Genomic DNA, 17,958 nt, shown 5'->3' on the forward strand with positions numbered 1-17,958 from the left:
ATCATCCGATCGCCTTTTACTCCGCCGCCGCTGGCTGGTCCCAGTACTCATATTTGTAGGCGGAACTGAGATGGCGCTCAATAGTGCCGCGCGTGAAGATTTCGGTCTCGTGCAGATAACTCAGGGTACAGTTACCCACCTGATCCCAGGACTGACACTCATCTACTGACCGGATGGTGCTCAGCGGTGTGGTCGCCGTGCCGTTGAGCCGCACTTCACGCCATTGGGGATCGTAGGTATAACTGTCGGTGCTGCGGGCCGATGTGGTGCGGGTCACCAGACCCTGCGGATTCCAGTGGTAATGATTTTCACCGTTGGTCAGGGGATCGCTGCCGCGTGCCACGCTCTTCTCCAGCCGGAACTGCCGATCATAGCGATAGGTGGTGTCGGTAAAACCGCTTTTACCCATGCTGGTAAACCTGTCGGAGGCGCTGGTAATGTTGCCATGCTGACCTTTCTGCCAGTTAATCGTCCCCTGTCGATTATCGACCACCACCTCTTTGCCCTCTTTCAGCACTTTTACCAGATACGCATATTCCGCCACCCAGCCGCCCTGTACCCGGGCAATGTGTTGCTCCATGCTGAGAATCACGTTGCGCTCACTTTTGTCATAGCTCACGTCGGCAACCGTCAGATCGCCACAGGCGTCAAACTGCCCCAGTACGCGCTTTTGCGAATTCACATCTTTACCAAACTCACCCGCAACCACCTGCTTCACCGCGCCTTTCGCATTCCCGCCCAGCAAAATCAGGTTATTGCTGTTAGCCACAGCAGCGTTGTTCGGGCTGCATGCGCTGGCCGCAGCGCTGCCACTGCAGAGAGCAGTCAGGATCAGAGTCAGGACAGCAATCGGATTGGGTTTCATAGGATCTTTTCCAGGCGACGTTGCTTTCAGTGTAAACGCTGCGGTGATGAACAGCGGCAATCTGTGAAGATTTAAATCGACATGATTCCACGAGATAAATCTGGTGTGGCAAGCGTAACGGATATGCAGCCAGATTATGTTGCTGCTTCTTATAAAAGTCCTGGATGACATTTAAAAATTCATATGCGTGAAGCAGAACAGCCTTCTGCCTGTCCCGCTAAAGGTAGCTGAAGTGCTGATTACAGATGAATTTCTGATAATAAAAACCCGCCTGAGCGGGTTCTAGAAGTGTTAATTAGTTCATACCGACAGGCGTTATTCAGTCAATTCGCCCTGCAAAATGGCCTACTCACGATCCTGGGCGAACACCTGCCACTCAACCTCTTTTGCTTTCGCAATGAATAGCCGTTGCCAGCGTATTTTCTTCATCAGGATCCTGGGGAGAGAGCCGGTAGATGGGCAATACAGCATCATGCTGGTCATACAAAATCGCGTTTGCTGCTGACTCATCAAGCTTAGTCTGTCCAGTCTGTCCAGTCTGTCCCTTCTGCCATTCGTCTAAGCGCTGCTGGTGTGAAGCAGAGCTGTCGGTGATCACCTTATCTATTGCAGTAAGATCAGTACCGGATGTCTCCCCACGCCACCAGCAACGCTTTACCTCCTTCATTGTCATATTTAAATCGGCCTAATCCTGCATCGGACTGACTAACCTTCACGCCTCACGTAAAAAAGCTTTTATCAAGATACCGCTATTAATATCAATTCTTCATGCGTGTAGCGTGGGCCAGACAATCTCATCCGGGTCTGAAACATCAAGCTCAATCAGATCAAGGCGGAAATTCTTGAGCGCAATCAGCCGCGCTGACTGCTCAGCGGTTGCCCTGCCCAGCTCAACCGCATCCGAAAGCGGGGACATTTCAGCAACCGCATCAGCCATAAGTGACAGGCGCTTTTTATCTGCCAGCTCAATCCGTTCAGAATGGGTATAAGTGCGGGGTACAATTGCGGAACCGTCAAACATCCATGAACCGTCAATAGAAATCTCTGCAGGAACCGCATTTTTTTCGACTTCTGCAACGGAATATCCGCCAGGGTAAAGGCGTGATGCATCAAACCCGAAAGAACGAATCACTCCCTCGCTGTTGAAGCAGATTTTTAGCGTATCAGCATGAAAGCGCAGGCGGTGAAAATACCAGTCCTCACCCTTTTCACTTTGAAAGTAGAGCGCCGGGATCATTAAATCCGCATATTCTGGAATGTACTGTGTGAAATTTTTGAGTATTAACATCATGCTGTATGCCCTACATTTACCCATCCCATTGACGGGATATACTTCTGAATGGGGCGGTAAAACACCGTATCCCCACCCGGGTTATCGCCTTCATAATTCCAGCCGGTCATCACACAACCACCGGGAACACGCTGCTGGCCATTTTTAACAATGAGGAATGCGCCTTCACCACCCAGGGCAACATCTGCAACTCTATTAACCTGCGCATCATTCGCTTTATTCCAGGCATCGTTTGCTGTGCCTCTTACACCGTTGAGAGCGTTATTTACCTCGCCGATTTTGCCAACAATCCAGTTGTTCAGATATCCGCCCCATACACCGCCGTAGAGGTTGCCATCGGTTGCAATAAATGCGCCTCCTGCGTGAAGCTGACCGGGCGCTCTTAAACTACCGTCATTGCGAAATTCAAACGACTTTACCGAGCCATAACCATCTACAAGAATCTCTGCAAACGCGTAGTTGCTGATAACCTCAACCATGCGGAAACATGCCGACGCGCCATCCTTGAAATCCATGTCACCGCCACGGTCTTTAAGACAGGCACGAAACATAGGCGAATAGAGACCCTGCCCCGCGTTACCATTTTGAGTTTTTGAAATTACGGTAACGCTGGATTCCTCACTCAGATTGCCGCCATATTTAGAATATGCGCCAGTCTGTTCAGCGTTCGGTGGATTTTGTGTGGTAAATAATTCGCCGGCATCTGACGAATCAACAGTAATATGTAACTTACCGTCCGTTCCCCAATCCATGTAATAATGATGATTACCGGATGAATGCAGGCCACCGTTGGCCTGAACAGCAGGCCAGTTACCCGCGTTTCCCAGGCCCACATCTGCTTTATCGAGGGTTAACGCCCCGGTTTTAGTGTTAACACTAGTGACGGGATAAGGTGGTGGATTATTGCCATAATACAGATCTCCCATACGAGTAGCGTCGACCTGGGCAATCATTTTTGTGCCGTTCCAGCCCACATAAACTTTATTTGTGAGCATTCCATCGCCGCCACCCTGCTGCACCGACGCAAAGTTCCCAACTTTCTCCAGTTCGAGATTCTGACGAGCAGAGAGTTTATTTGGCAGATCGGCGAGATTTTTGGTTTTCTGAAGGTAAACATCATCAAGCTGACTGCGAGAATTGGCAAGTAATGCCTTTACTAATGTTGCTTTCAGAGCTGAGATATCCCCCTCATCCAGAACATCATCGCCGCTTTTATCAGCCATGAATGACGACACTACCGCAGCAATCGTCGATGCCTGCCTCCAGACTTTGTTCAGTTGTTCACTTCTGGCAATCCCTGAGCTGAATCCCCCGGACAATGCAGCCAGTTCTTCATATTCCGCCTGAGTCAGAACGTTAGCATTTTCACCCGTTGCAAATGCCTTGAAATCATTTTTCGCCATCTTATTCACCGTTTATTACGTATGTAACCGAAACGCCAGCGGGTTTGATGGAAAGAAACCCCTGCCTGATTATTTCTTTTGTGATACCGGAAATAACGCTGCCGTTTACATAGATATTCATGGTCATATTTTGATTATCTGTAAACGATAGCTTGATGTTACCGTCCGGATAAATGCCGTCTAAAACAGGAGTTAGATTTTCGACTGTACCATCCCAGTTGTTTGCACCTATTTTAGCGCGGAGCATTGCCCGGAACTCGTTATCACTAACGTCAATAACTCCATTATCCGGAGTGTATCGCCCCTTCCATGTCCCGAAATCGAATCCAAGCGTTTCGCTATCCAGCGTGAAAAAGTAGTCGTCTATCGGTGCCGTTATTCGCCGGTTTCGCCCTACCCATTCTCCTATAACGTCAAGCTGAGCACCTGTCGCAGTATCGAGGTCGAAGGCAGCATCAAGCCCACTTATCGCAGCAGAAGTGTCACTAAGCGGTCGCGTAGTGAGGTCAACGTGATAGACAAAACGAGGTTTACCTCTGTGATAGTTGGTTAACAGGTCCGTATATTTGCTCATGAAACCACCGTAAGCGAAATACTGGCCGCTGTGCATGTCGCCAGACTGTCATAGGCGATTGCAATATTAGATGTCGTAACAGATGTTTTACTGATACCGATAGCAATACTGTCAATATCGTAAAACTGGCTATCATTATTATCTGTGCCCGTTGTCAGGTTTGCAGGCGAAAATAATCGTCCGAGGTAAACGTTATTACCAATTCCCAGACTGTTAATATAGTTAACCACCGCACTGATAATTTTGTCACCGACTGAGCTGGTGTAACCGGTAAACGCCTTTATTTCTATGGTGACAAAAATGGGGACACTGATCGGGCGTGAAAAGAAAATTTCAACAGGATTGCCATAGGCATCTGTAAGGTTAATCGACGTCGTTCCAAAAGTTGGAGCGCCCAGTGTTTTCTTTTTACGAAGAGTCTGTGCAATCTCTGTTGCATCCCCGCCATCGACAATCGCCGCAATGGAATGAGCAGGAACCCCATTGTCGTCAACGACACCAGTGTCATTTTCATAGAGTTTGTGACGCGTAACGCCGGGCACATTGGCAATGGCACCGTCCAGAGCGTCAAAGGGGGTTAACGCTGGCAATGCCACGCTTTGCCCCTGTCGTAGACGCAATTCAGCATCGGTCTCTGCCGCACTGCCGATTGCCGCCGTTGTTGCGTTAATCACTGACACCCAGCCGCGTGTGGGCGTGTTAATCTGGTTAACTGTCCCTTTTACTGCCGCTACGGGGCCGGATGTAGCACAGGTTGCTGTCGCTAAAACCGTGCCATTGATGCCGATCGTCACGCTGGCGGGCAGGTCCCATAAAATATTATTAGCGTCACGAACGGATCCATTTACGATGGTCGTTCCTGCGGTGCCGGTCAGCGTTACGTCAACCGTCGAGTTGGTCGCCCTGTGCCGCGTTATCCCATTAATTTTAACATTACGGGATAGGGCAGCTCCCATGCCTGTGGAAGGGGAGAAAGAGTTATATACCCGTATAGCGGCATTGTTCGCATCCTTTATAGCCAGCGCAACCAGAGCAACCATTTGTCCGTCTTTGCTATCGGGTTCCAGGTATGCATCACTGCCATAAATTTGCTGGAAAAAACCGGTAAGTGTGTTGAGGATCGTCTGATATCCGGGCGCACTGATGCCTTGGGCCGTTATCGTTGCCGATAACCCCAGCGTGTCTATGTTGAGAGCCATTACGCCTCGCTTATGACTGTTGTCGTTCCGTAAAGAGTATTAATCGTCGCAGTAAAGATCACGCGCCGGGATGAGGTGTTAAAGGTAGTTTCAAATGCGATGATGGAATTAACGCCGCGGGTTTCCAGAATGCGTCTGCGGATCGCCAGATTATAGGTTTCGGGATTCTGCTTACCCAGTACTGACTGTATCCAGGGCGTGCCCTCTGTCGTATTGAGGAACCACTGACCGTACCAAAGCAGAAATCGGGTTTTTACGGCCTGCGCCACCGCCTCAGGTGAGTTAATCAGCCAGGTATTATCACCCTGACCAAAGGTGTAATCGCCATTCTCGTCCTCGCGTCGGTATTTCACTGCGGACCTCCCGTCGTACTCTCCCCTTTTTGGACACCACTGTGTGTGTGTCCTGTCAGGCTGATGCCTACAGCAGTCTGATCGCCAGTCGATGTGACTGAGCCGTTGACTTTTACATCACCATTTACTGTAAGCAATGAGGTTGTAATATTGACCTGTCCGTCCTGCTTCAGCTCAATAAAACTGGCACCATCATCCGTACGAACCTGAATTGAGGTTGTAGACACGCCACTGATTTTTTTCGCCTGTGACTGCGGTCCAACTATAGCGAAAGCATCAGACAGATCATGCATACGAGGATCGACCGTTTCCTGTACCCCGCCATTCTGCCACCAGAAATCAATACAGCGGTCGGAAAATATCACCAGACATTCGTCATCCGCTGCAATCGGAAATGTGATGGTACAGCCTCCGCCGCGCGGGAAAATTACAGGTACATCCACCAATAGGGGTAACGCTGACGAGCTGTAATTCCCACTAGCGTCAACCAGTTGCCCTCTGAGCGCGGGCTGGACGGTGCAGGTACAGGATTCCGGATCAAACGATTCAATAATGCCAGGCAGGGAAACACGCAGCGAGGAGAAAATGCTGTCGGCGAGCATCTTCATAGATTGCTGTTCACCACCTGCCAGCGACTGGAAAGAGACTGTCATGAAATACTCCGGATAATAAAAAACCCGCTCGCAGGCAGGTCCTAGATGGGGATGTTAATTACGGCGTGAGGGTAGTCGCATGGATACGGATACTGTTTTTCCACTCCAGCACTCTGATCTTTGTTGTACGTTGTCCGGGTTACGACAGTGAATGACTCACTGCCTGCCAGCTGGCCGGCACCGTCATGACTGAAGAGTTAATTGTCATCATGACCGTAGCCGGGCATGTTACTGCACAGCCTGTATCTGTAGAGTCGCATTGTTTCTGGCGCGGCACATGATATCCATGTACCAATCCTGCCCACGCGTGTCGCCACTGTAGTCTATAGAATAGACAATATAGATCCCATCAGCGGCAACGCCTGCCGGCTGATACGTTTTAACATCATCCGGTGCTTCTCCGTCTGCAAGGGTTTCACTAACCCTGTACGGTAGTGACGCAATCTTATCCGCTGACAGACTGGCCCGGTAAACTGAGTTCTGGTCTATCTGAATCAGACCATTGATGCGGATGTTAGGATTAATCAGGCAGCGAACATTGATGCCCGCTTCCATTGTCTGCTGCGGCATACCGATCATACCGGTGTCACTGTTCAGCACGATGGGATCCCGAACATATTTATCAACAGGCACCATCTGTAACTGACCGCCTGCTAACTGCCACGTCGCGCTGCATTGTCCGGCCACATTATCCATCACATCCCGTGCAGGATGATAAAGTACACGCCCACGAGGAAAAACGGTCTCAGGGAAATCACCGGTAGTGCCCTGAGTGACGCCAAACGGATTGAAGGTGTGCATCAGGGCTGCCTGAATATCTGCAACTTTGTAACCGGCTGACAGCGTTTTAATAACGCAGGCATTTGTAAATGCCTCATGTCCGTCCACAGCCTGAATCAGTACCCAGGTATCCGTCGGGCCGTCGCGGCCTGTCAGCGTATAACGAATATCCCCGCTAAAAATTTCCCCAAAATTAGTGCCATTAACCTGCCCTACCTGATCGACTTCAAGGTTAGTGACGACACCGACCTGACTGGCATCAGTGTCCTGTGCTAACCCGTCGTAACCGGCAATGATTTTTATCTTCGCAAACTCTTTACCCAGTATCCGCGACGCGGTATCTCCAGAAAGGTTGTAAATTTTAATGGTTCCAACTGCGGGCCAGCGGGTTACTGTCCAGTTGATATTAAACACCACTTTAAAATCGCTCAGGCTGATGCCATTACCGCTTTCACTGACAATCTGCAGCTCAAAGTGGCGCATCCAGTTCTGTGACATGCTGATTACTCCGTTACGGCCAACAGATGGCTTCTTAAACCCAGGTCGTCCCGTGTCGGATAACCCTGCGCCGGATCATCACAGACCACTACCAGCCCGAATCCCAGACGAAGAAAGCCGAACTGCTCCAGCAAGTTTGCTCCTGTCACGAGAGGAATACCCGTCACAATCGCGATACTACTGCTGTTCAGCAGGTCAATTACCCAGCCTGCCTCATCGCGCCACAGCGTCAGTATCGAGTAATTGATTCCGTTGATCGTGGTTGTGAATTGCTGATTATCTGGCGACAGAGGAATTTCACTGGTCTGCATATAATCCTCCTAAAAAATTAGCCACTCAGGACAGCCTCCGCTCGTTTACCGGCTTCGTCGATTTAACACCGGCATTCTGAACAGCGGAGGTGCTGACCCCCTGACTCATGTTAGTTTTATCTGCGATAGCGTTGCTCTGTGTAGAGGTTATTAACACCTCCCTCAGCGTCAGCGAGGCAGACAATACATTCTCTGTCGCTTTGTCGGTAGTCACATCCAGCACGCGCATTAACATGTTGCGGTAAAGCCGTTTGCCGGTGATCACATCAAATGGTACCCGAGTTCGCTGGAGCTCCAGCAGCTGCATATAAACCTCTTTCGGGCTCAGCTCAAAACTCAGCCCGAAAGATGAGGTATCCATAAGGTCAAGCAGCGAGCCGCCACCAGCAAAACCCACCTCCATCATCACTTCAGAGGGTAGCCGGAATGCGTGGTCAGCTATCGGCGCGTTGTCCTCGACCGGATGTTCTGTGATTTCCAGTGTGTCAACATGCTTTTCTGAGACGACAACATTGGGAACGTACAGTCCGATTTTACGTTTCTGCTGGTGGAACAGCGTTGAGAGAATATCCATTAGCGTGGCCCTGTTCCGATGGTCTGCATAAAGCGGGAGTGAACAGCCAACTGTTTATTTGCAACCTCATTGGCCGCCCTGTGCGGATCATTGACACCATGAATATGAATGTTCGTTTCCTGACTGATCGGGCTGTATGTTGAGGGCGGCATGTTGCTGATCACCCTAGGCACATAGTTTCTGGTCTCCACAGGCATAAGTGTCATTCCATGCTTCTGCACATTTCCCAGGCCCCAGTTATACGAGGCCAGCGCTTTAGCCAGATCGCCCTCATTAGCCTTAAGCAGCTGATTAAGATATCTCGCCGTCGCGCCGGCTGCTTTTATCGGGTCAAATGCATCATTGCCGAGCAGCCCTAAATCGCGACCGGTGCGAGGCATGATCTGAAACAGCCCCTGTGCGCCTGCGCCCGAAACTGCATTGGGATTTCCCGCCGACTCTGTTATTGCCACACTGCGCAAAAGCCCCTCGGGTAGCCGGTAAAGCTGCTCCAGCATCTTAAAGGTAGGCTGCAGCCAGCCCAGCATCGCCCGACCCTCTTTGTTAGGGTGAGGCTGACGGAAGGAATTGCTATATTGCACAGGCCTGTCATCAAGACCCGGCGCGTCTGCGGTGTTTCCCGTCTTGCCCTGTCCGGCTGGTGATTCTGAAGAGCCCCCCGACCATGAAGGAAGCATACGGTTAAGTTTATCGTGAATGCTCTGGTACCAGCTGATAACATCCTTGCGTATCGACTGTGCCTTCTGTGTAACGCCGGGTAACGCATCAGGCCTGTCACTACCCTGTTTAAGCAGTTGTTTGCCGATGCTGGCTGCGTCTGACCAACGCTGTTCGTTTATGGCGTTTAGCAGATCTCCGAGGAGAGTTAACATTTTCCTCAGTTCACCCAGGTTGTGCATCACGTCTGAAAATTCCCACTTCAGACTCCACGCTTTCGGATCGATACCAAACAACTCTGCGGCTTCTCTCGCCAGCTCTTTAATATTGCTGGCCATGCCCTCAATGTTTTCTACGGCCAGCCTGATATCTGGCTCCCACTCTCCCCAGTTGATGAGTGATTTCCCGCCTTCTTTCCACGCCCGGTAATCATCATAAAGGCCAATGATTGCCATCCCCAGAGAAGCAATAATACCAATCGGCGATTCCATGAATGCACTGTTCAGAACCCGCCAGATAACCACAAGCCCACCCAGTATCGCTGTCAGCTGCTGAGTACTGCTATCGAGAGCATTCCACCAGTTCTGAATATCAACAGCCGCCTGAATCAGCCTGTAAACTACCCTCCCAATCACCTCCCCCAGCCATAGAATGCCCTTTATGCCAAGGGTAATCGTCTGCTCAATCTGCGGAAAATTATCGACAATTTGCTTTCTCAGTGTATCGATTGAACCCGACAGACCTTCAGCCAGACTGGAGCCAATTTTATCGCGCGCCATGTCTGCCATCTGCTCAAATGATCGCAGGGAGGTCATAAACCGGTTAGCGCTGACAGCAGCCACATCAGGGTTGTAGCCGATGGCTTTCGTAATCTGCGCGTACTCTGTACTGAACTGGCCCACATCACGGCGCATTGCCATCAGGGTCTTTTCATCGATGCCCAGCATCTGCGCATAGTGATTTGCGCGATTAAAAGGCATTTTATTCAGCTTCTGAACGACACCGGAAAAAACAGACGCCATGTCCCGCATATTGCCGCTGGCATCACGCGTCTGTACGCCCAGGCGATTCAGAAATGCTTCAGCTCCAGGACTGTTACGGACAAACTGTGCCAGTCCCTCCAGTGATGAACGTGCACCATCCGCGGTCCCACCCAGTTGAGAGACGGCGTAGCCTATCTGCTGGATGCCCTGTACGGTGGCGCCAGTTCGCTGTGACATTCCGTAGAGATTATCGAGTCCGCTGGCGATCTTTGCTGTGAACGCGACCACCGACAGTGCGGTATCTTTTACAACAGCGCCCAGCTTAAGCGCCTGTTGCGTAGTTGCGGCGATAGTGGCATCAAATTTTTTTGCCCCCGCGTCATCAACTTTAAAGCCAAGGCTAATCAGAAAATCTTTGATCGTTTCAGCGCTCATTCGCTTCTCTCCAGCGTCTTATCCGCTCCTCGTTGTCAGCTTTCAAATCCAGCCAGTCATTCATGCGGGCAATGTCAGCCAGATCGACAGTCCCATCCAGCAGCTTGTTATAACTGATGTACCCGGCATCCACCGGGCGCATCAGAAAGTCTTCACCGTCCGGCAGACTGTCCAGTATCAGTCCGGTAGCGACTGGCCCGCAGTCTCGCTGACGGGGGCTGCGGGCAAAATATTTCCCAGGCTGTCACCCACGACCCGACCCACCATCTGCAACATACTCATGAGGTCGATGTCATCGAACATCAGTTCACCCTGTCTTGCGACCGGCACCCAGGACGATTTATCCTGATGGCGGGACACGACAGCAAGACATGGAAAAATGATCGCGTTGGTATCATCTTCACTTAGCCCGGCCAGCTGCTCCGCGACGTGTGGCAGCAGCTTTTCAAAAACGGGCGCATAGCTGTTAAGCGTGTCAGCCGTTTTATCATTACCCGGTTTCGGCAACATATGTCGAATAGTGCCGAACTCAGCAAGCAGACCCGCCAGCACCGGCAACAGTTTTCGGGTAACTTTAAGCTGGTCAAAAACGCTAAGTTTTGCGCTGCGGTATCGCACGCCTTTGATCTCAAACTCCATAATCAATATTCTCCGAGCAGTTCATCGATTTTGATGCAATCAAAAACCCACGTTACCGTTCCTGCAACCTTCGGGTTGCTGAAGTCCGGTACCTTCTGGAAGGCGCAACCGCGTGCGGTAACCAAATCGCCGGATGCGGTGTTACGCACAACAATCACGTTATTACCCCACAGAGTTGAAGAAAGAGTCTGCGCGTTGTACATGAGTGAGAGTTTCTTATTCACTGGGGACGTTTTCAGCAGGTTGATCGTAACTGTACCGCTTTTGCCCGCATGCAGGCTGTGCATGCCTTCACCATCCGCACCGGTTGTCATGGTGTTTTTGGCCTCGGTCATGGAAACCACAATCCCCTCATCAGAGTTCGCAGCTCCGTAACCCAGGTCCACGGCACCGGAAGGGCCGGTCAGCGACGCCGTAACGTCAATAAAACTATAAGTACTCATAAGATTCCCCTTAACGGACTACGTTGATTTGAACATCGCCATAATGCACAGCACCCGCCAGCTTACAGGCCACCTGCATTAGTGGTGCTTTGCGCTTTTCGCGATCAGCCTGTGCCTGCTCAGCCATTGGTGTGATATAGCAGTAATACCCTTTCGTCAGCGTATCGCCGGATGACAGTTCTCCAATAGGGCCGCCATTCCAGATGCCCGGTGCAATAAGACCGTTCTTCTCTGCCTGCTCCATTGACTGCTCCACATTCGCCAGCAGACGGGTGCCGCCGGCGTCAGTCTGCGGAATTTTGGTTGATGAGGTGTAAAGCAGGTTGAAATAGTTGGTCTGCACGTAGTTCTGCAGCCAATCCAGCCCGTGCCGCTCATCGAAGAAATCACCGTTAGCCATAACGCCCTGCTGGAGGATTGCCGTGTCATTCGCGTAATAGACATAGACGTTGGCATTTTTCGCATCTACTGCTGCTGCCTCCGCACTGCTCAGGGTTTCATAAGCCACGCCTGGTTCACGTTTAAATTTCAGCGTGATGGTGGTATTACTGCCGGTGAAGTTGACTGTGAATGCCCGAGCAAACGCTGAAAGCGCAGCATATTTGCTGGTCGTTGAGTACTGAATGAAGGTCCGGCTGCAACCCGCTTTTTTCAGCGTTGACGCAATATCCGTCGATGAAGCTGAATCGATGATGCCCATATCTGCAGAGGTCACGGCGAAAATTCGGCTCACGCCTGACGCCTGAATAGCAGCAGCGGTGTCAGTGATGTTCTCTGCGGTCAGATCGTCTTTATCAGCAATAGTCAGACCGTACCAGTTAGTGAACTGGAGAACGGCGGTAACAGCCTGCGCCAGCGTTTCAGTGCTACCCGCCTCGCCAACTTCCAGCGTTTTTGCCCAGCGCCCGATATAAACTTGCGTCGGCTGCGGCGACTGAGAAAAATAAACCTGTGCGGCCGCATATTCGGGGCTGTCTGTTCCGAAATCTGCGCCAATGTCTTCTCCCTTGGTATAGAGACGGATGCGCTCCGTCACCGGAATGAAGGTCGAAGTGCCCAGAATGAGCAGTGAACCAAAATTACGACCTGCCGCCGCAGCGGGCGACAGAATTACGTCAACATTTACAATGCTGGATACAGGTAAGCCCTGTGCCATAAGTTATTCTCCGGAGATTGATATAGAACCGTCCACCAGCGATTTTACGCCATAGGTACGGATGTTTTTGCGGGAAAGCGTCGTGATAATGTCATAACGGCGCACCCACTCGTCATTGATGAGCTCAGGCAGGCTATAGATTTGCCCGGTTTCGATAAGTGAAAGCCCTGCCGCACTCCTTAGCGTTGTAGCATTCTGTTCCACCGCTACTCCCTCCCTGAAACGTGAGGCAATGCCAGCACCGGACGGACCGTAAAAACTACTCAGCACCGTCACCTGCTCCCATGTCCACTGCTCGCTGCTTTCACCTCCCTGAATACTTGCCGGCGTGCCATCACGCGGCGTAACTGATAAACCAAATCCACACCAGGTCAGTCCATTCTGAGGTTGCGGCTCTGTCCAGCGTGGCATTACCATATCGGTTGTCAGGCCGGTTACACCGCATATCCATCGGCTGATCTGACGCTTAAGAGCCTCATCGTATTCCGGGCCTGTATCTGTGGAGGTGAGATAGCCCGGTTGAGTACTGTCGTTAGTCAAAGGATGACCCTCCCTCAAGTCTCATCAGCCCAAAGTGGGCATGTACAAAGTCGGTATCGTAGCGGGTGTATGGTTCGGGAATTGTCACGCCGCAGAGGCGTGCGTTGCGCGTTACTACGTCAGCGTCCAGTCGCGGAAACATGCCTGTGAATGGCATCCTCCTCGGGGTGTTAGTGGGGAGATGCCCCTCATCCGGCGTTTGAACCTGTCGATGACAGACCAGTGGATAATCGACAACATCTGGATCGAGCCGCACGTTTGTCCTTTCCAGCATCGGCATTATTTTTTTCTCACGACATAAGAGATTGAATTCAAAATGAGGGCATTCGCATTTAACGGTTTACTGTCAGTAGATCGCGGATCCCTGCGGCGCTGCTGGGTTTTCTCTGACAGCGTATGAAGGCTGTCATCAGAGCTGAAGACAGCCTTTGCTCTATCCCTTACGATCTGACCAGCCGTCTCCAGTTGCAGCAGTACGCCTGATGTATTCCCATCCAGGGCAGCACGGGCTGCTGACCTCAGGGAGTCGGTTGTGATCGCACGGGTATCTTCAATACCCATCTCCAGAAATGGCAGGGGTGGCAGCGTGGCTTTCTGCCCATCAATTTCCACTGTGGCCCCTGTCGATTGCAGATATCCCAGCTCAGCATTGTTCATTGGGGAACCGTCCCGCGCCCCGTTATCTGCCGGAATGCCCACCAGCACATCCATCCTCGTCAGCTGCCGCAGAGACTCCAGCACAGCGGCAGCATTATCGCCCCTTACAGTCAGTCCATTTTTCATAGCAACTGGCGACCACCAGTACCGGGCATTGCCCACCGATAAAACTCGCGCCCTTGTGCGGAGTTGTTCCAGCATCCGGTCCTGGCACAGACAATTTCTGAACCGTCATCTCTGGCGCTGACCTTATCCACCCATTCCGATCTCAGAATGCCGCCACCGGCAGAATTCACGTTATTACTCACCAGTGAATACCTGCATAACCCGGCATAGTGCGCGGTAAATAATTCAGCAAGACTGGGGGCCGGCTCATCAGGAATGCTCTCATCCACTAACGAATCAGCCATGTCGGGATAGAAATTTTCTGGCGTATCAGGAAAACGATGTGCGCTGGAACACTTAGAGAAATCTGCGCGAAATGTTTTTTTTCCTGTAAGCCTGCTTTTTTTTGGCATTTTGCTGTCACTCTGTGCACTTTTGCTGTCCCGCTCATGAGCAGGAACGGTTGTAACGACCAGTTGCGCCGTCAGGTCGTATGCTGGCAGTTGCCCGGTCTTGCTGAAAATTCGCAACTATAAGGAGGTGCTTTCATGCTCGATGTCTTTTGACTACGGGTTGATGTCTGCCCTACGAGGCGCATAAAAAAGCCCCACGTTATGCGGGGCCTGATCAACGGGCTTTGTAATTTACTGGGTACAACAAAAATAAAAATTTGTTCTATCTAAGGCACTGTTCTCTTATGTATTGCTGCAAGCCCGCTATCTGTTTTCCGGCAACGTTGATTCGCTCTCTGAGGATGAAATAATTCCGTTGAGCGGCGTCAGTAAGTCCGGGGCTGGCTGCAACATCCAGGCCGGCGGTGCCGGTGGCGTCACCTCTGGGGCAGATTGCATTGAAGTGCAGCCCGCACTTACCAGAGTTAACGCACTGCTGAAGAGAATCAAGCCCGGCTTTAGCCTCTGCCAGTTCCTTCGTATATTTCTCATCAAGCGCGGCCACATCGCGTTGGCGCATTTGCAAATAGGTAATGTTGCCATAAGCCAGCCTCAGTTCTTCTTTAGCCTTGTCGCGCTGAAATTTAAATGTGACAGCCTGATAGTGATAATGGCTGGTGAGCAATCCCGCACATGTCAGCAGCATCATTATCGCAATGCTAACCAAAAGTAATCGCGTCATTTATCCAGCCCCCAGCATGTTAATTCTGATTCCTGATCGCGACGCTCAACCTGTCCAAAGCAGTCGTTAGAACGGATGCGACAGTCTTTACCACCGTCAAATATCCAGCGCTTTATCTCAGCGCATGCGCCCTTGAGATCCCCGGCATTAAGTTTGCGGTAGAATGCTGACGGCAGACATTTACCGGGGCCAATGTTCCAGGGACAAAATGAAGCAATTCCTACCTTCTGCGGATCAGTCAGCGGAACAATTACATTGCCGTTTACCCATGTCAGTGCCTTAGCCTGCTCCGCTCTGTCGATGGTCCGGCACTGCTCTGCTGTCAGCGTCATACCCTTTACTACTGGCTTATCATTTATTCGCGTAACACCGCCGCAGATCGTCCATACACCGCCTGCGTCAGGATAAGCTGTCAGGCTGCTTCCCTCTTTCTCCTTCTGGAATTGTTCCATCAGGGTGGGCGCTGACGCACCAGCAGCGATAAGTGTCAACATTGCCGCGCTTAGCCTTGTTTTCAGCTGTCGGGATAGCATCATGTTTAATCCTTAACGGAGTCGAGCACCCTATTAATACCCTGGATGACTTGCGGTGATTTCTGTACAGCAGGTGAGTCTTTCGACCCGTTGAGGTAATCGAGCACCGCTTGTGCACGAACGCGGTCCAATTCAAGACGCTCCTGCTCGCTAAGCATGTTTTGTTCAATTTCTTTGCGCTTTAATTTCTCTGTACGGCGTTTGTCCAGATACCCCAAGATGGCTATCACCAAACCTGCCAGGGCGGTGACCATGTACACCCTGTCGAGTGTCACAACACCGGCAAGGCTCGAAAGAGTTGCCATCCAAGTGCCCCCACTGATTGCACTGTCTGCGTGTTGATTCATACGAAACATATCCGCCCAGGTTCGGGGATTTGACCAATTAGAAATTGTCTACTTTCTGAACCAGATAAGTCCGTTTAGCTTTCAGGTTATCGAGATACAAAAGCCTGGTCGCCATTGGGTAGCCAATGAGAAATAAAACGCCGCGGTGCGGTTTTTTTTTGCCTAAAATTTGCAGACTGCCATCCTGAAAATTACGGGATTCTGGTGCCAGACAGAGCGAAATAAAAAGGCCCACTAAGTGAGCCATTGAATCAGAATATCTAAAGCGTCAGGCAGTAACTCATACATGCCGCTTTCCCAGCGCATCTAGCGCCATTTCTGACGCCTGTTCACGCATATCGTACTGAATGAGCGCCTCCGGTAGACCCGGAGAAAACCTATATGCGACTTCTGGCCGCTCAGAGTTTGCTGGAGGGGATTAACAATACTTACTTTCCAGGGTAGTAGCGCTGGCGCTACAGCGTTAACTGCTTTACCCTTGGCAACAGCGGGCATCACCTTACCCCCGTAAAGGGATAGACAATGATTTATCCCCTCTAGGGGATAAATAAAAAGGCGCCTCCGGGCTGGTGAGGCCCGAGGCGCTTTGACATCCACATAAGGAACTGACTTTGGCCGATAGTCTGCATTAGCTGGTAATCGACTTTATCAGACTACTAAGGAAATTGCGGACCGCGTTAGCATTTTTTTAATATTTTTTTCGACGTCAATTCATCGTCCGTAGCATGCCGTACATCCAGCATTGCCAGGCACTCCGCAATAAAGCTCTTGGACATATTAATTTTGATTTTCTCAATCTTCTTATTGTTTTGAGCCTGCTTCACAAGAGTCGACCTTATCAGAATACTAAGGAAGTTGCGGACCGCGTGAGAAGTTTTTAAAATTTTTTTCGAAGTCAATCCTTCGTCCCTGTCAAGCCGCGCATCCAGCCCCCTCAATAAAGCTTACAGCCATCTGAATTTCAATTCTTATTATTTTCTTCTCGCATTAATCCTGCTTCGCAACAACCAACCTTATCAGATTACTAAGGAAAATGCGGACCGCGTTAAAGGTTTTTTGGCGTTTTTTTTCGGAGTCAATTCGTCGTCCATATCAAGCCGCACATCAAGCGCTGCCAGACACCCCTCAATAAATCCTTCAGCCATCTGAATTTCGATTCTTACTATCTTCTCATCTCGTTTAGCCTGCTTCGCAAGGGTACGTTTCGGGATATTAAAAAAGTAATGCATCACAATCATCGCGTGCTCATCCGGACGCCTGGCTTTAAGCCGTGACAGACAACCTTCTATAATCAGCCCGTCTTCATCGCTGCACGTAAGCGTTAATTTTGAAGCCTGCGGTAGCAGCCCTTTAAATCCTGCAGCAATTGTTGGGTAACCGATACCGCGACTGTCTGATTTAGCCCATCCGGCCCAACGCTCTAATACCTGTGACATATCACGCATATTTGATTCTCTCCACATACTCATTTTTTTATCTGTCGCGATAGCATCAAGGTAATCGCGAAATTAAGGAACCTCAATAACAGCTCAGCAGGCTGCCATTGCTGCTTCAAATACTTTCGTATCCAGGTGCTGTTCATCGTGAAGCGCTCTGCATAGCGGTGTCACAAATAAATCATGCACCTCCGTTGCCATTCTCATCCGACCTTGTCCGGCGATTTGATAAGAAACGCCAGCTTCCCTGCCGAGGCAAGCGCAGTTCTGCGACTTTACCCATCGTGTGTACTACCTGTTCTCCTCATGCTGACGCCTGGAATACTTAAGCCTGGAGCGAGCGCCTTCCCAGTTCTGAGCTGCTGCACTTACCCTTAGGTCCCTGATGACTG

At 50.7% G+C, this 17,958-nt stretch carries 23 protein-coding genes and 1 pseudogene; all 24 read right to left on the minus strand.

The window, feature by feature from the left end; genetic code table 11:
- Nucleotides 1-16 precede the first annotated feature (16 nt).
- On the minus strand, nucleotides 17-865 hold the full coding sequence (locus ACMGGP_RS09925) for a hypothetical protein (RefSeq protein WP_010258604.1): 849 nt from the start codon (nucleotides 863-865) through the stop codon (nucleotides 17-19).
- A 376-nt stretch (nucleotides 866-1,241) separates the two neighbouring features.
- Nucleotides 1,242-1,538, minus strand: a complete 297-nt coding sequence (locus ACMGGP_RS09930) for a C45 family peptidase (RefSeq protein ID WP_311973039.1) — start codon at nucleotides 1,536-1,538, stop codon at nucleotides 1,242-1,244.
- Between the two features lie 93 nt (nucleotides 1,539-1,631).
- On the minus strand, nucleotides 1,632-2,156 hold the full coding sequence (locus tag ACMGGP_RS09935; RefSeq protein WP_187494735.1) for a tail fiber assembly protein: 525 nt from the start codon (nucleotides 2,154-2,156) through the stop codon (nucleotides 1,632-1,634).
- Nucleotides 2,153-3,559 (minus strand): hypothetical protein, encoded by a 1,407-nt coding sequence (locus ACMGGP_RS09940; protein ID WP_050482715.1) that lies wholly within the window; start codon nucleotides 3,557-3,559, stop codon nucleotides 2,153-2,155. The genes ACMGGP_RS09935 and ACMGGP_RS09940 overlap by 4 nt, the downstream gene beginning before the upstream one ends.
- Before the next feature lies 1 nt (nucleotide 3,560).
- Nucleotides 3,561-4,133, minus strand: a complete 573-nt coding sequence (locus tag ACMGGP_RS09945; RefSeq protein ID WP_033769253.1) for a DUF2612 domain-containing protein — start codon at nucleotides 4,131-4,133, stop codon at nucleotides 3,561-3,563.
- Nucleotides 4,130-5,332, minus strand: coding sequence for a baseplate J/gp47 family protein (locus ACMGGP_RS09950; RefSeq protein ID WP_033769255.1), 1,203 nt, complete (start codon nucleotides 5,330-5,332; stop codon nucleotides 4,130-4,132). The genes ACMGGP_RS09945 and ACMGGP_RS09950 overlap by 4 nt, the downstream gene beginning before the upstream one ends.
- Nucleotides 5,332-5,685 (minus strand): contractile injection system sheath initiator, encoded by a 354-nt coding sequence (locus tag ACMGGP_RS09955; RefSeq protein WP_033769256.1) that lies wholly within the window; start codon nucleotides 5,683-5,685, stop codon nucleotides 5,332-5,334. Before ACMGGP_RS09955 ends, ACMGGP_RS09950 begins: the two co-directional genes overlap by 1 nt.
- Entirely contained in the window at nucleotides 5,682-6,338 is a 657-nt protein-coding gene (locus tag ACMGGP_RS09960; protein WP_033769258.1) for a Gp138 family membrane-puncturing spike protein, read from the minus strand. The genes ACMGGP_RS09955 and ACMGGP_RS09960 overlap by 4 nt, the downstream gene beginning before the upstream one ends.
- A gap of 228 nt (nucleotides 6,339-6,566) precedes the next feature.
- On the minus strand, nucleotides 6,567-7,616 hold the full coding sequence (locus tag ACMGGP_RS09965; RefSeq protein ID WP_346549588.1) for a hypothetical protein: 1,050 nt from the start codon (nucleotides 7,614-7,616) through the stop codon (nucleotides 6,567-6,569).
- A gap of 5 nt (nucleotides 7,617-7,621) precedes the next feature.
- Nucleotides 7,622-7,927 (minus strand): phage baseplate plug family protein, encoded by a 306-nt coding sequence (locus ACMGGP_RS09970; RefSeq protein WP_033769260.1) that lies wholly within the window; start codon nucleotides 7,925-7,927, stop codon nucleotides 7,622-7,624.
- Nucleotides 7,928-7,952: 25 nt separating this feature from the next.
- Complete coding sequence (locus ACMGGP_RS09975) at nucleotides 7,953-8,501, minus strand: phage baseplate protein (RefSeq protein WP_033769261.1); 549 nt, start codon at nucleotides 8,499-8,501, stop codon at nucleotides 7,953-7,955.
- Complete coding sequence (locus ACMGGP_RS09980) at nucleotides 8,501-10,576, minus strand: transglycosylase SLT domain-containing protein (protein ID WP_498798398.1); 2,076 nt, start codon at nucleotides 10,574-10,576, stop codon at nucleotides 8,501-8,503. The genes ACMGGP_RS09975 and ACMGGP_RS09980 overlap by 1 nt, the downstream gene beginning before the upstream one ends.
- Nucleotides 10,566-10,718 carry a DUF6889 family protein gene (locus tag ACMGGP_RS09985; protein WP_033769265.1) on the minus strand — a complete coding sequence of 51 codons (153 nt, stop codon included), beginning with the start codon at nucleotides 10,716-10,718 and terminating at the stop codon, nucleotides 10,566-10,568. The genes ACMGGP_RS09980 and ACMGGP_RS09985 overlap by 11 nt, the downstream gene beginning before the upstream one ends.
- A 35-nt stretch (nucleotides 10,719-10,753) precedes the next feature.
- Nucleotides 10,754-11,215 (minus strand): phage tail assembly chaperone, encoded by a 462-nt coding sequence (locus ACMGGP_RS09990; RefSeq protein WP_033769267.1) that lies wholly within the window; start codon nucleotides 11,213-11,215, stop codon nucleotides 10,754-10,756.
- A 2-nt stretch (nucleotides 11,216-11,217) separates the two neighbouring features.
- A complete protein-coding gene (locus tag ACMGGP_RS09995) occupies nucleotides 11,218-11,658 on the minus strand; it encodes a DUF3277 family protein (protein WP_033769268.1) in 441 nt (146 codons plus the stop codon).
- Between the two features lie 10 nt (nucleotides 11,659-11,668).
- Entirely contained in the window at nucleotides 11,669-12,814 is a 1,146-nt protein-coding gene (locus ACMGGP_RS10000; protein ID WP_033769270.1) for a DUF3383 family protein, read from the minus strand.
- Nucleotides 12,815-12,817: 3 nt separating this feature from the next.
- Nucleotides 12,818-13,354: a phage neck terminator protein gene (locus tag ACMGGP_RS10005; RefSeq protein WP_033769272.1), complete on the minus strand. Its 537-nt coding sequence runs from the start codon at nucleotides 13,352-13,354 to the stop codon at nucleotides 12,818-12,820.
- A gap of 279 nt (nucleotides 13,355-13,633) precedes the next feature.
- Nucleotides 13,634-14,137, minus strand: a complete 504-nt coding sequence (locus ACMGGP_RS10010) for a hypothetical protein (protein ID WP_033769397.1) — start codon at nucleotides 14,135-14,137, stop codon at nucleotides 13,634-13,636.
- The gene (locus tag ACMGGP_RS10015) at nucleotides 14,134-14,646 is read right to left on the minus strand and encodes a DUF4054 domain-containing protein (RefSeq protein WP_228379743.1); all 513 of its coding nucleotides are present in this window, start codon (nucleotides 14,644-14,646) and stop codon (nucleotides 14,134-14,136) included. Before ACMGGP_RS10015 ends, ACMGGP_RS10010 begins: the two co-directional genes overlap by 4 nt.
- Nucleotides 14,647-14,791: 145 nt before the next feature.
- Nucleotides 14,792-15,250 (minus strand): lysis protein, encoded by a 459-nt coding sequence (locus tag ACMGGP_RS10020; protein ID WP_346549586.1) that lies wholly within the window; start codon nucleotides 15,248-15,250, stop codon nucleotides 14,792-14,794.
- Entirely contained in the window at nucleotides 15,247-15,786 is a 540-nt protein-coding gene (locus ACMGGP_RS10025; protein ID WP_033769277.1) for a lysozyme, read from the minus strand. The genes ACMGGP_RS10020 and ACMGGP_RS10025 overlap by 4 nt, the downstream gene beginning before the upstream one ends.
- 2 nt (nucleotides 15,787-15,788) lie before the next feature.
- Nucleotides 15,789-16,130, minus strand: a complete 342-nt coding sequence (locus tag ACMGGP_RS10030; protein ID WP_187494745.1) for a hypothetical protein — start codon at nucleotides 16,128-16,130, stop codon at nucleotides 15,789-15,791.
- 1,016 nt (nucleotides 16,131-17,146) lie between these two features.
- Nucleotides 17,147-17,575, minus strand: a complete 429-nt coding sequence (locus ACMGGP_RS10035; RefSeq protein ID WP_033769282.1) for an antiterminator Q family protein — start codon at nucleotides 17,573-17,575, stop codon at nucleotides 17,147-17,149.
- A gap of 84 nt (nucleotides 17,576-17,659) precedes the next feature.
- A pseudogene (locus ACMGGP_RS10040) lies at nucleotides 17,660-17,845 on the minus strand (DUF968 domain-containing protein); the annotation flags it as partial.
- Nucleotides 17,846-17,958: the final 113 nt, after the last annotated feature.

Origin of the sequence: Curtobacterium sp. BNK-1, assembly GCF_048685235.1 — a bacterium.
Taxonomy (GTDB): Bacteria; Pseudomonadota; Gammaproteobacteria; order Enterobacterales; family Enterobacteriaceae; genus Pantoea; species Pantoea agglomerans.